At 38.5% G+C, this 12,025-nt stretch carries 13 protein-coding genes; 3 read left to right on the forward strand and 10 right to left on the reverse strand.

Going from position 1 to position 12,025, the window contains the following annotated elements; translation table 11 throughout:
- Positions 1-125: 125 nt before the first annotated feature.
- The 3 genes from B3I52_RS14955 to B3I52_RS14965 form a co-directional block, all read right to left on the reverse strand.
- A complete protein-coding gene (locus tag B3I52_RS14955) occupies positions 126-767 on the reverse strand; it encodes a hypothetical protein (RefSeq protein ID WP_293302736.1) in 642 nt (213 codons plus the stop codon).
- Between the two features lie 68 nt (positions 768-835).
- Complete coding sequence (locus B3I52_RS14960; RefSeq protein ID WP_293302738.1) at positions 836-1,081, reverse strand: NifU family protein; 246 nt, start codon at positions 1,079-1,081, stop codon at positions 836-838.
- A 50-nt stretch (positions 1,082-1,131) separates the two neighbouring features.
- Entirely contained in the window at positions 1,132-2,196 is a 1,065-nt protein-coding gene (locus B3I52_RS14965; protein ID WP_293302981.1) for an Mrp/NBP35 family ATP-binding protein, read from the reverse strand.
- A gap of 156 nt (positions 2,197-2,352) precedes the next feature.
- Between B3I52_RS14965 and B3I52_RS14970 the strand changes: the two genes are divergently transcribed.
- The 3 genes from B3I52_RS14970 to B3I52_RS14980 all read left to right on the forward strand — a co-directional run bounded on the left by B3I52_RS14970 (position 2,353) and on the right by B3I52_RS14980 (position 5,823).
- The gene (locus B3I52_RS14970) at positions 2,353-4,512 is read left to right on the forward strand and encodes a transglycosylase domain-containing protein (RefSeq protein WP_293302741.1); all 2,160 of its coding nucleotides are present in this window, start codon (positions 2,353-2,355) and stop codon (positions 4,510-4,512) included.
- Complete coding sequence (gene hpt, locus B3I52_RS14975; RefSeq protein WP_293302743.1) at positions 4,502-5,041, forward strand: hypoxanthine phosphoribosyltransferase; 540 nt, start codon at positions 4,502-4,504, stop codon at positions 5,039-5,041. Before B3I52_RS14970 ends, hpt begins: the two co-directional genes overlap by 11 nt.
- 122 nt (positions 5,042-5,163) lie before the next feature.
- Positions 5,164-5,823 carry a phosphatidylserine decarboxylase family protein gene (locus B3I52_RS14980; RefSeq protein ID WP_293302746.1) on the forward strand — a complete coding sequence of 220 codons (660 nt, stop codon included), beginning with the start codon at positions 5,164-5,166 and terminating at the stop codon, positions 5,821-5,823.
- Positions 5,824-6,060: 237 nt separating this feature from the next.
- Here B3I52_RS14980 and B3I52_RS14985 read toward each other — a convergent pair whose 3' ends face one another.
- The 7 genes from B3I52_RS14985 to B3I52_RS15015 form a co-directional block, all read right to left on the reverse strand.
- Positions 6,061-7,200: a mechanosensitive ion channel family protein gene (locus tag B3I52_RS14985; RefSeq protein WP_293302749.1), complete on the reverse strand. Its 1,140-nt coding sequence runs from the start codon at positions 7,198-7,200 to the stop codon at positions 6,061-6,063.
- 3 nt (positions 7,201-7,203) lie between these two features.
- Positions 7,204-8,430 (reverse strand): Glu/Leu/Phe/Val dehydrogenase dimerization domain-containing protein, encoded by a 1,227-nt coding sequence (locus B3I52_RS14990; RefSeq protein ID WP_293302751.1) that lies wholly within the window; start codon positions 8,428-8,430, stop codon positions 7,204-7,206.
- A 92-nt stretch (positions 8,431-8,522) separates the two neighbouring features.
- On the reverse strand, positions 8,523-8,870 hold the full coding sequence (gene rplS / locus B3I52_RS14995; RefSeq protein WP_293302754.1) for a 50S ribosomal protein L19: 348 nt from the start codon (positions 8,868-8,870) through the stop codon (positions 8,523-8,525).
- Between the two features lie 140 nt (positions 8,871-9,010).
- Positions 9,011-9,685, reverse strand: a complete 675-nt coding sequence (trmD, locus tag B3I52_RS15000) for a tRNA (guanosine(37)-N1)-methyltransferase TrmD (RefSeq protein WP_293302757.1) — start codon at positions 9,683-9,685, stop codon at positions 9,011-9,013.
- A gap of 37 nt (positions 9,686-9,722) precedes the next feature.
- Positions 9,723-10,361 carry a hypothetical protein gene (locus B3I52_RS15005; protein WP_293302759.1) on the reverse strand — a complete coding sequence of 213 codons (639 nt, stop codon included), beginning with the start codon at positions 10,359-10,361 and terminating at the stop codon, positions 9,723-9,725.
- A gap of 39 nt (positions 10,362-10,400) precedes the next feature.
- Positions 10,401-10,928, reverse strand: a complete 528-nt coding sequence (rimM, locus tag B3I52_RS15010) for a ribosome maturation factor RimM (protein ID WP_293302762.1) — start codon at positions 10,926-10,928, stop codon at positions 10,401-10,403.
- 119 nt (positions 10,929-11,047) lie between these two features.
- On the reverse strand, positions 11,048-11,620 hold the full coding sequence (locus tag B3I52_RS15015) for a 30S ribosomal protein S16 (RefSeq protein ID WP_293302764.1): 573 nt from the start codon (positions 11,618-11,620) through the stop codon (positions 11,048-11,050).
- Between the last annotated feature and the right edge of the window lie 405 nt (positions 11,621-12,025).

Raw genomic sequence — 12,025 nt, forward strand, 5'->3', positions numbered from 1 at the left:
TTAAACCGCATAGCTTTTTGGCTGCTAACTATAAGATAGTCGCAAAGACAGAAGTTTTGTTGCACGAGAAATGAAAAAAATATTTAAAACCTGAGGAATTAGGTTTAATGGAGTGGAAAAGTTACCTATTGTTCTGAACTCCTAGCTTTATCGCCGTTAAAGATTTCTTGCATTAACTTGCCCCAGGCAAATGGGTTTAACAGCGGATTGGTCTGGCGCATATTCACGTTCATCATCCTATCGAAATTATAACGATAATTGGCATTGCTAATCTCTCCGGCATCTCTAGGCAGGGTAAGTTTCATGCCATTAATACTTTGGCGAGAGAGGTTCTTCTTGGCAATGGCCATGTCATCATCGGCTACCTTTAAAGAAAGGAAATCTTTATTAAACTCTTCTACCGTAGCCCAAGGGTTTACCCTCACGGTTTTAAGGTAAACCACTTCCGATTTAATTTGAACCATTGCCGTGTATTTATTATCTACAATGGCTTTAGGAAGCGCTAATGTTTTGCTCGTAAAGCCAACTGCCGAAAACATTACCGTATCGCCGGGGTTAACCACAAAAGAGAAAAAGCCTTGGTAGTTAGCGGCGTATTTTTGCGATTTGTTGCTGAGGTTGGTAATGGTAACATAAGGCACAACCATATTGCTGTCGGCATCGGTAACAATACCAGAAAACTGAACTAATTTGTTTTTTGGGTTCTTGTCTTGTGCAAAAACCGAGTTAACAACTAAAAGCAATATGACGATAAAAGAAAATTTCATTTGTAATACAATGATAGAACAAATGTATATGCTATCGAGTTTCTATTTGGTTAAAATGTGTTAAATTGTTACGCTTGCTCGGCTAAATCAACGGCCTCAACACCTTTAATTTCTGGTACGGCTTTAATAATAGCTTGCTCAATACCTGCCTTCATGGTCATGAAACTCATTTTACATGAGCCGCAGCTGCCAAGCAATCTCACTTTTACAATATGATCAGATGTAATTTCTTCAATGGCCACATTACCTCCATCAGCTATCAAATAAGGTCTGATAGTTTCTAAAGCTTCCTCTACTCTTGCTATTAAATCCATGCTGTTAATTTTAAAAAGATAAAAATAATAAAAATTTAGCAATTAGCCGTTTATTGCACATTGTGGATGGAAATCTGCTGCGCTATTTTTCCGGCAATTTCTTTAAATGAAATAGCTTGTGGATGATCTGTTTGTAGCGCAATTGGTGCCCCTTTATCTCCAGCTGCTGTAATGCTTTGCACTAATGGGATTTCGCCCAAAAATGGCACTTCAAAACGTTGTGCTAATTCTTTTCCTCCGTCTTTGCCAAAAATGTAGTACTTGTTATCTGGTAATTCTTCTGGCGTAAAATAAGCCATGTTCTCTATCACGCCCAAAACAGGGATGTTAATACCCTGCATACCGAACATCATCAATCCTTTTCTAGTATCTGCAAGTGCAACCTGTTGTGGTGTGGTTACAATTACCGCTCCCGCTATTGGGAAACTCTGACTAATGGTAATATGGATATCGCCAGTGCCTGGAGGAAGATCTACCAAAAGATAATCTAGCTCGCCCCAGTCGGCATCGTTAAAAAGCTGTTTAATTGCATTTGAGGCCATTGGCCCACGCCAAGGCACGGGTTGGTCTGGGTCTGAGAAAAAGCCCAAAGAAAGCAGCTTAATACCGTATTTCTCTATCGGAAGAATTAAAGTTTTTCCATCGGCAGTTTCTTTGGCACTTGGTTTTGCCCCAACCAAATCAAACATAATAGGTACCGATGGGCCATAAATATCTGCATCTATTAAGCCCACTTTAGCACCATCGGCAGCTAAGGTAACGGCCAAATTGCTCGCTACAGTAGATTTGCCTACGCCTCCTTTACCCGAAGAGATTAAGATGATATTTTTGATGGCTTTTAGCTGGCTAATGTCCATTGGTTTGGTTACTCTCGAAGTAATAGTAATGTCTATTTCTGCTGCTGCATCTACAAAGTGTTTTACTGCGTTGGTGCAGGCATTTTTCAGCATGTCTTTCATGGGGCAGGCAGGAGTGGTTAACTCGAGCGTAAAAGACACTTTTTTATCTTCAATTTTAACATCCTTGATCATTTTCAAGGTCACCAGGTCTTTTTTCAAATCTGGGTCTTCTACATGGCTAAGTGCAGCTAAAACTTTTTCCTCGGTAATTGTCATATTGCCAAAATTACTAAACATTAGCTATAAAAAATTTTGTATCTGGCTTTTTGTTGTAATTTTAACACGGAATAAACAATTGTTTTCTGCGTTTGTTAAAAAACGTTGAGGCGCATTAGATTAGGGCGTATTAGGGCAGTAATTTTTAAACGGTTTATGCAGTTACCGAAGATTAAAATACCAAAGAAATATTTAAAAATTGGCGCCTGGGTTTTAGGCGTTTTCTTGCTTTTATTGCTGGCTGGCGGAGCGGTGGCTTATAACAAAAGAGAAGCACTACTAGCTAAGATGGTGGCAAAGGCCATTGCTAAGGCCAAGAAAGACTATGGTTTAGCTGTTGAAATTGGCGAATACGGTTTTAGAGGATTAAGTAGCGTGCACATGAATAAAGTTGCCGTGGTGCCAAAAGATAGAGATACCTTAACAACCATAAATGATATTACGATAGGCGTAAAGCTTTTTCCTTTGCTGTTTGGCGATGTAAAACTTTCGGAAATAACCCTGAATGATGGAAAGCTTAACGTGGTGATGCAGGATACGTTGACCAACATTGATTTTATACTGAAAAGAAAGAAAAAAGACAGTACAACCACCAAAAACAAGGTAGATTTAAGCGAGTTGGCTAGCAATCTGTTAAATCAGGTTTTCTATAAGATACCCGATGACATGGAAATCAAGAATTTTATGATGCAGCTAAACGACAATGATACTGCCTTTGTGAAGCTTTTAACCACTACGGCAACCATTGATGGTGGCGAATTAAAATCTACTATTAAAGTAAATGATACTGCTGCGGTTTGGCATATTAACGGCAATCTAGATCCAGGTGATAAACAACTAGACGTAATGTTATTTGCCGATGGCAAGAAGGTTGAACTGCCTTACCTAGAAAATAAACTACATACCAAAATTAATTTCGACACCGTAAAAACACAGATGAAAGAGGCAAGTTTTAGCGGTGGCGATTATAAAATATCTGGTTCTTGGGCCATCAAAAATCTGTTGATTAACCAACCCCGTATCTCGGCAGAAGATATTATTGTACCCGATGCCCGTGTAGAAGCCGACATGTTGATTGGCGAAAACTTTGTTTGTTTAGACAGCACTTCAACGGTTTATTTGCGAGATGCTTCTATCCATCCTTATTTAAAATATACGCTTTCGCCCAATAAAATCTACGAAATGAAGCTAAGTGCACCAGAACAAGATGCACAAGCTATTTTTAATTCTTTCCCTGTGGGCCTGTTCGAATCTTTGGATGGAATTAAAGTGCAAGGTAAATTAAAATACAATCTCGATTTCTACTTAGATACTGCAAGTCCAGATAGTGTAAAATTTAGCTCTACTTTAACGCCTACAGATTTTAAGGTACTTCATTTCGGAAAAACCGATTTGACCAAAATTAATTCTGATTTTATCTATACGCCCTACGAGTATGGTAAGCCCATGCGAAATATCACCATCGGCCCATCGAACCCTAATTTTACAAGACTTGGAGATATATCGGCAAACTTTAAAAACGCCTTGTTAACCGCCGAAGATCCATCGTTTTTTAGGCACAAAGGCTTTGTAGAAGAGTCTATACGTAAATCTATTGCTGTAAACTTTAAAGAGAAAAAGTTTAAACGAGGCGGAAGTACCATTTCCATGCAGTTGGTTAAAAATGTGTTCTTGAGCAGAAAGAAAACATTGGTGCGTAAAGCAGAAGAAATTTTAATTGTTTGGCTCATCGAGAACAATCGCTTGGTGAGCAAATCTCGTATGTTGGAGGTTTATTTTAACATTATTGAAATGGGCAACAACGTTTATGGTATTGGAGAGGCTTCGCGACATTACTTTGGGAAAACGCCTGCAGACTTAACCTTGGGCGAAGGTATTTTTTTAGCCAACATTGTGCCCAGACCAAAGGCGGCATTATATAAATTTATGAGCAATGGCACGTTAAAAGGCTATCTATTGCCATACTTTAAGTATATCGGTAATATTATGGCCCGTCGTGGCTTGGCGCCGGCAGATAGTACGGGTTACGGTTTTTACGATGTACGCTTACGTGAAGGTTTAAGGCAGTACCTATTGCCAGATTCTACTACAATAGACACCAATGCTGTAGAAATTGGCGAAGACGATATGATGACCCCAGAAGGCATGCAAGATCAATCAAAAAGTTTGTTTGACCGCCTGTTTGGAGGAGCTGCCAAAAAAGATACCATCAAAGTGCAAGCCACTGCAGATACTGCTAAAACAAGTAAACAACTTAGGCAAGAACGCCGCGAAGAACGTAGAAAGGAAAAAGAGCAAGAAAAAAATGGAAACTAATATCAGCGTTCATCAAAAAGATTTCGAACTTTTTTTAGAGGAAGAAACCATAGCCAAGCGTATTCGTTTAATGGCCATACAGTTAAACGTAGCTTACGAAGGTAAAAAACCATCGTTTATTGGCGTATTAAATGGTAGCTTTTTATTTATGGCCGATTTAATGAAAGAAATAGATTTAGCTTGCGAAACAGAGTTTATTAAAATAGCTTCTTACCATGGCACCAGCAGTACCGGTGCTGTAAAAGATGTTTTAGGCATGCCCCAAAACCTTAAAGGTAGAGATCTTATTATTATTGAAGATATTATTGATAGCGGTTTAACCATGAAGTACATTCTTTCAAAAATTTATGAGCAAGAACCGGCTTCTGTTGCCGTTTGTACGCTATTGTTTAAACCCGAAGCATTAAAAGAAGAAATTAAAGAACTCAGTTATGTTGGTTTTGAAATACCCAACGAGTTTGTGGTAGGCTACGGCTTAGATTACGATGGCTTGGGCAGAAACCTAAACCATATTTATAGAGCTGTTTAATATTTCTATTGGTTATAAATCTTATCGCTTTTTAAAATCCATAAGGTTCAGGAAAAAGTGATAAATTTTTACGAGTTTTGCAGCTAATTAAAACCAAATTAAATCTAAAATCATAAGATCAAATGACTATACATAAAGAAGGATATACTTCCATTGCCCTAACCGTACTTTTTATTTTCATTATTAATGCCGTAGTAGAATACAGGTTTGCGGATATGTTTGTGCTAAGGTGGTTGGTGTATATATTTTCTTTTGCTTTGTTTGTTACGGTATTGCAGTTCTTTAGAAGCCCAAAACGTAATTTTACTAATGGTGATAATTTAATTATTTGTCCTGCTGACGGTAAAGTGGTGGTAATTGAAGAAACGGAAGAAGGCGAATATTTTAAAGATAAACGTTTACAGGTTTCTATTTTTATGTCGCCCGTAAATGTGCACATTAACCGTAACCCAATTTCTGGAGTGGTTAAGTTTTTTAAATATCATCCAGGTAAATATTTAGCAGCCTGGAACCCAAAATCGAGTACAGAAAATGAACGTACTACGGTGGTAGTTGAGCATAAGAACGGTTCGCCTGTATTGTTCCGTCAAATTGCTGGCGCTTTGGCCCGCCGTATTGTTTGGTACGTAAAAGAAGGCGATCAAGTAACACAAAACGAGCAGTTTGGTTTCATTAAGTTCGGTTCGAGGGTTGATATTTTCTTGCCATTGGGTACAAAAGTAAACCTAGAGCTTAACCAAGTGGTTAAAGGCGGTATAACTGTTTTAGGCGAATTAGCTTAATAAGCTAAAAGTATAAAGTTTAGTGCCTTGTAAGTTTAGAGCTTACGGGGCTTTTTTGTTTGATGAACAATGCTGTCGTCCATTGCGAGGTACAAAGCAATCTTAGTGAGTTAGGCCAGGGGTTTAGTAGGACATATTTTCTCCGATATCGGAATAACGGAGAGCGTAGCTCAAAAAGATTATAGCAAACAGCCCGACTAACTATTTAATCGGGCTGTTTGCTGCGTTTCTAAAAAATCACTTCTCTTGCTTACCGGTGATTTCTCCTATTGTGCGCTGTGTTGGATAGGCAAACTCAGAGCCATTTTGTTCCACAATCTCGATTATTTTAAAATTTACTTCCTCTTTAACCTTTGCCAAATCAAATTCCTTTTTCATGGGTACTAGGTAAATAATTTGAATGTTCAGCGCTGAGTCTCCAAAAGAATCGAAGGCAACTGTGGCGTCTGTTGTACCAGTGTTGCCTTTAAGAAATTCGTTTATTTCAACGATGATTTTTTTAAGTGCCTCGTTGCTAGTTTCGTAGGTTAAACCAATATCGAACTTTACCCTGCGGGCATTTCTCATGGTGAGGTTTTCCAGTACGCCATCAATCATCGATCGGTTTGGAATAATATAAGTAGTTTTATCCGCACTGCGCAAAACTGTACTTCTAAAGCCTACACGTTCTATCGTTCCTTCAATGCCATCTACTTTTACTACATCGCCTACGGTAAAGGGCTTGTCCATAAAGATAAGAAAGGACCCTAAAAGGTTCTCTAGGCTGTCTTTTGCGGCCATTGCAATGGCAATACCGCCAATACCCAAGCCTGTAATTAAGCTTACGGCATTTACTTCGAAAACATATCCTAGCAATACGAAGAAACCTATAAACGAGACCAGGAATTTTAACAGTTCTTTAATAAAAGGCACTAACTGGTCGTCGGCCTTGTTTTTAGTTTTGGCCGAACGTGCCAATAAAACGTGAGCAATAAAATCTATAATCCTTAATACAATCCAAAAAATTGATAAGACGATTAAGAAAAGAAAAACTTTGTCTATTAGCTCGCCAATGGTAAAAGCCTCATTAACTTTAACTTTATCTATTGTTTTCTTGTAGTTGAAAAAAGTAACTTCAAGCGGGTGCTTTAACTGCTTTATAGCAACGTAAAGTGTAAAAACACTAATAAAAAACTCAATTGGTTTTAAAAGTAAGCCAATAAAAGTGTCGGAATTAACTTGGTCGGCAAATTTTTTGAATAGTTTAAAAATAAGCTTGCTTAGCAATCGAGAAATTATTCTCTTAAATAATAAGCCAACTACAATAATGATACCGATGATGACATATTGCTTTATGGTATTGCCCCAAAAAACCTGTTCGAAAAAGTTAATTTCCATAGCTTATATGAGTTGTTTTAGTGCAATTTCGAATGCAGTACTCGAAAGGTTTGTTTTTTTGTCTGACGACTTGTGTACGGCAAGCAATGCATTGCGGATAATGTTGGAGGCATCGGTAAAAATAGCGTCATCGCTCATTTCTACATTGCGTTGCATCAAATATGCAAATACCCTGGCCATGCCACAGTTGGCAATAAAATCGGGGATTACAGCTAGTTGATTGTCTGCGTGTTCCATAATGCTGCCAAAGAAAATCTCTTTATCTGCAAAAGGTACATTTGCGCCACATGCAATTACTTCCATTCCCGAAGCGATCATTTGATCTACCTCGCTTTGTTTCACTAGGCGAGAAGCTGCGGCCGGAACAAAAATTTGGGCACCCATACTCCAAATTTTCTCATTAGCTTCTTCAAAAGAGATTAAATTATCGGCTACCAAGGTGTTGTTCACGCGTTTGTTAAACAACTGAGCAATTTCTTCTTCGTTAAAACCTTCGGGATTAATTAATCCGCCTACGCGGTCTATAATGCCCACTATTTTTACGCCTTGTTGCGCTAAGTAGTAACCTGCCGCAGCTGCCACATTGCCCCAGCCTTGTATAATTGCTTTTTTATCTTTGATATTGCCGCCCCAAATATCGTAGAAATGTTTAATCGATTCTGAAACGCCATAACCGGTAATCATATCGGCTACTTTGTATTTTCTTCTAATATCTGGTGTGTAGGTTAAATCTTCTAAAACCTTAGAAACGCCATAGCGTAATTGCCCAATTTGGTGTATGCGTTCGTTCTCCCTAGCCTGATAATGGCCGTTAATTACCCCTTCTTGTGGGTGCCATAAGCCGTAGCCTTCGGTAATTGGAATAACTTCGTGAATTTCGTCGATATTTAAATCGCCCCCAGTACCGTAGTAATTTTTCAGTAAGGGCATTACCGCTTTGTACCAACGTTCTAAAACTTCTTTCTTGCGTGGATCGGCAGGATCAAAGTTAATGCCCGATTTGGCACCACCAATAGGAGGGCCAGAAACCGTAAATTTAACCTCCATGGTTTTAGCCAGCGACTCTACTTCGTTTTTGTCCAGTCCTTTGCGCATTCGGGTGCCACCACCAGCTGCGCCACCACGTAAAGAGTTGATGACTACCCAGCCCTCGGCTTCCGATTCTCGGTCTTTCCATTCAAAAACAATTTCCGGTTGTTTTTCTTCGTACTTTTTTAAAAGATCTTTCATTTGTTATTCAGATTTCTAATTTGGTTGCGCAAAGATATAAACAAAAAAACCCCGACATGATGTCGAGGTTATATTTTTCTATAGAAAGAATATTACTTCCTTAAAGATTTGATACGAGCTGCTTTACCAGTTAAGCTACGTAAATAGAACAATTTAGCTCTACGTACTTTACCATAGCTGTTAACTTCTACTTTCTCGATATTTGGAGAACTGAAAGGGAAAATACGCTCTACACCAACACCATTACTGATTTTACGAACAGTGAAAGTTTCGTTAGCACCAGCACTGTTGCGTTGAATTACAACACCTTGGTAAATCTGAATACGTTCTTTATTACCCTCGCGAATTTTATAATGAACACTTACAGTATCTCCAGATTTAAAAGAAGGAAATTCTTTTTTAGTGCTTACCTGTTCTTCTACAAATTTTACTAAATCCATGATTTTAAGCTATTAAGCCGATTTTTATAACGTTTAAAATCGGACTGCAATATTAGGGAATATATTTTGAAAATGAAAGTGAATTTTTAAAAATATTTGATGTTTTTTGAAATAGCTAATTTGCTTATTCTTAAAGTGTCTTATTTCAGCAAATCTGGGCGGCGTTGTTGTGTGCGTTTTAGTGCTTCTTCGTGTCGCCATTCATTAATCTTCGCTTCGTGGCCGCTCAACAAAATTTCGGGGATTTTATGGCCACGCCAATCGGCAGGCCTGGTGTAAACTGGGGCGTCTAACAGTTCGCCTTGGAAACTATCTGAAAGAGCCGAAGTTTCATCGTTTAAAACACCAGGAATCAGCCTTGTAATAGCATCTACCAACACCGCTGCGGGCAGTTCTCCGCCAGATAATACATAATCGCCTATGGAGATTTCTCGGGTAACATAAATATCCCGGATACGTTGGTCGATACCTTTATAGTGTCCACATAAAATAATGATATTGCCTTTAATGGAGAGTTCGTTGGCGATGGTTTGGTTTAGCGTTTCTCCATCAGGGCTCATGAAAATGATTTCATCGTAAGAGCGTTCTTCTTGCAGCTTTTCAATACATGCCGCAAAAGGAGGGATGCTCATGACCATGCCGCTGCCGCCGCCATAAGGATAGTCGTCAACGCTTTTTTGTTTATTGGTAGCGTAATCTCTTAAATTGTGTACTATAATTTCGGCAATGCCTTTTTTTTGCGCCCGTTGTAAAATAGAATGAGCAAATGGGCTAGTTAATAAATCGGGTAGTACAGAAATAATATCAAAACGCATGCTGCAAATATAAGGCTTTGCGCCAATTTATTTCATGCTAAGTCGTCCATTGGTCGTGAACTACCGCTACCAAATAATAGGAGCTTTGGTACTGCTTAAAAATTAAGCGTAGGCTGCTCCAATCCATGCCTTGGTACGCTTTGTTAAAGCCGCTAAAGTAATATTCTATAAAAGGATGTTTGGGGTAAATTTTGGCTAAGTTATTTAATGAATTTCCTTTGCCAATAATCTGGTTATATGCAGTTTTTTCTGCTTGAAGGTAATCGGCATTGTACACAAACTTAGTTATATATTGTGCTCCGGTTAGGTTAATGGTTTCTCCGGTGCCATCGTAACTTCCCCAGTTAACGGTGCTATGTTCTGCTATCAACTTAATGAAGTCTGCCCTGGTTAGTTTTTTCGAAGTTGTGGTGTCGATAAATCCATAAGGAGAAAACAGTACCCCTTCTGTTGGATGGAAATATGCCGCGAATGCGTTGTAATCTTTTGCTTTTAGCGTGGTTAAGATTTCTGTGGCTATGGTGGTTAGCGTTTCCTCGTCGGCTAGGGTGTCGGTTGGTTTTAGGTCGCTAATGGTGTCTTTCGATAAAGAAGAATCGGAGGGGCGGTCAGTGTTGGTGCAACTAACCACAAGGAAAACCAAAATACCGAAATAAAAAAAACCAAAATGTTTCATGCTCCTAAAACAGAAAAAATACTGCATTGTTTTACCAAGTTAAGGATTAAGATAGACATCTAACAATCCTTCGGGTAAGTCTAAGGTAAGGATATTTTCTTCATCATCTATTTCCACGATAAAATCTTCGTTTAAAGGGAAAAGAATTTCTTTGTTTTGATAGTTTACGGTGGCAACAAACTGTTGGGGATATTCATTAACCTCAATAATTTCGCCTAGTTCACCTAAAGTTTCATCTATCGCTATAAAGCCCTTTAAATCGGTATAATAAAATTCGTTTAGGTCTCGTTCTGGTTTTTGGTTTAAAGGCAGGTATGCTTTCTTTTTAACCAGCGGTGATGCTTTGTCTATGTGATCAACGTCATCGAAATAAAAAAGGCCAGTTTTGTTTTCATAAAGCTTGTAACTCGATACAAAAAAAGGAACCATTTTACCATTTACTTCTAAAAACAACACATCAAAGTCCAGTTCCTCGTATTCTTCAAATTCAAAAAAAAGTTGAAGCTCGCCCTTTAAACCTTTGGTTTTGGTGATGTAACCTATATAAAATGATTCGTCTTTAGTCATACTGCAAATGTGATGATTTGTTGATGCGATAATTAGCTAATGATCAGATCGGATCATCAACTAATAAAAATAGCGTTTCGATTTTACCCGAAACGCTATTTCTTTTGAAGCAAAGCTAATTATTCGGCTTTATCTTCTGCTTGAGTTTCTTCGGCAGGAGCCTCTGTTGCTGCTTCAGCTTCTACCGCTGGAGCTTCTTCAGTAGCTACTTCTTCTACAACCTCTTCCGCAACTGGTGCGTTTTTAGCTGCAATAGCTGCCGCTCTGTCTTCGTTTTTCTTAGCTTCTGCCGCTAAAGCTGCTTTACGAGCCTCTGCTTTAGTGGTAGCTAATCCTTCTGTTTTACCAGCAATTTTACCAGCTTTAGTTTCTAACCAAGTAGCAAATTTGGCATCTGCTTGTTCTTGAGTTAAAGCACCTTTTCTGATACCGCCTTCTAAGTGTTTTTTGTAAAGTACACCTTTGTAAGAAAGGATAGCACGAGCTGTGTCAGTAGGTTCAGCACCGTTAAGTACCCAAGTTACAGCTTTATCGAAGTTAAGTTCGATAGTTGCTGGGTTAGTGTTTGGGTTGTAAGAACCTAAACGCTCGATGAATTTTCCATCTCTTGGCGCACGAGCATCCGCTACTACCACGTGGTAAAAAGGCTTTCCTTTTTTACCGAATCTTTGCAATCTGATTTTAGTTGCCATTCTTTTTTATAGTTTATGTATTCAACATAGTTCCCGGAACTCCGTGTTGCGGGGCTGCAAAAGTAAACAATATGTTGGTAATTAGCAAAGTACATTTTGCTAAAAGAAATAAAAACTTGGATTGCTTGTTGTCTCGCCATTTTTTAGTAATTTAGATTTACTTCCAGTTTTAGGATAATCCATACTAAAAATAAACCCATCAATATTTTAAAAGTCTGCCTCAACTCCACCTCAAGTCCACGTCAAGTCCGCCTTAAATCTAATCTTACTAGTGTGTTGCCTTAATAACCTTCGATTATTATTCTAACGATTTTTAGAAGCTGTTTAAAAATGATACTATATTTTACAGGTTGGGTTTGGTGGTGACACCAAACTATAGCTATGGGCTGTAGGCGGGTGTCACCA

The organism is Pedobacter sp. UBA4863 (assembly GCF_002399615.1).
Lineage (GTDB): Bacteria > Bacteroidota > Bacteroidia > Sphingobacteriales > Sphingobacteriaceae > Pedobacter.

Coding starts and splice junctions, on each gene's coding strand:
- B3I52_RS14955 (WP_293302736.1), bottom strand. CDS start 767: ATGAAATTTTCTTTTATCGTCATATTGCTTTTAGTTGTTAACTCGGTT.
- B3I52_RS14960 (WP_293302738.1), bottom strand. CDS start 1,081: ATGGATTTAATAGCAAGAGTAGAGGAAGCTTTAGAAACTATCAGACCT.
- B3I52_RS14965 (WP_293302981.1), bottom strand. CDS start 2,196: ATGACAATTACCGAGGAAAAAGTTTTAGCTGCACTTAGCCATGTAGAA.
- B3I52_RS14970 (WP_293302741.1), top strand. CDS start 2,353: ATGCAGTTACCGAAGATTAAAATACCAAAGAAATATTTAAAAATTGGC.
- hpt (WP_293302743.1), top strand. CDS start 4,502: ATGGAAACTAATATCAGCGTTCATCAAAAAGATTTCGAACTTTTTTTA.
- B3I52_RS14980 (WP_293302746.1), top strand. CDS start 5,164: ATGACTATACATAAAGAAGGATATACTTCCATTGCCCTAACCGTACTT.
- B3I52_RS14985 (WP_293302749.1), bottom strand. CDS start 7,200: ATGGAAATTAACTTTTTCGAACAGGTTTTTTGGGGCAATACCATAAAG.
- B3I52_RS14990 (WP_293302751.1), bottom strand. CDS start 8,430: ATGAAAGATCTTTTAAAAAAGTACGAAGAAAAACAACCGGAAATTGTT.
- rplS (WP_293302754.1), bottom strand. CDS start 8,870: ATGGATTTAGTAAAATTTGTAGAAGAACAGGTAAGCACTAAAAAAGAA.
- trmD (WP_293302757.1), bottom strand. CDS start 9,685: ATGCGTTTTGATATTATTTCTGTACTACCCGATTTATTAACTAGCCCA.
- B3I52_RS15005 (WP_293302759.1), bottom strand. CDS start 10,361: ATGAAACATTTTGGTTTTTTTTATTTCGGTATTTTGGTTTTCCTTGTG.
- rimM (WP_293302762.1), bottom strand. CDS start 10,928: ATGACTAAAGACGAATCATTTTATATAGGTTACATCACCAAAACCAAA.
- B3I52_RS15015 (WP_293302764.1), bottom strand. CDS start 11,620: ATGGCAACTAAAATCAGATTGCAAAGATTCGGTAAAAAAGGAAAGCCT.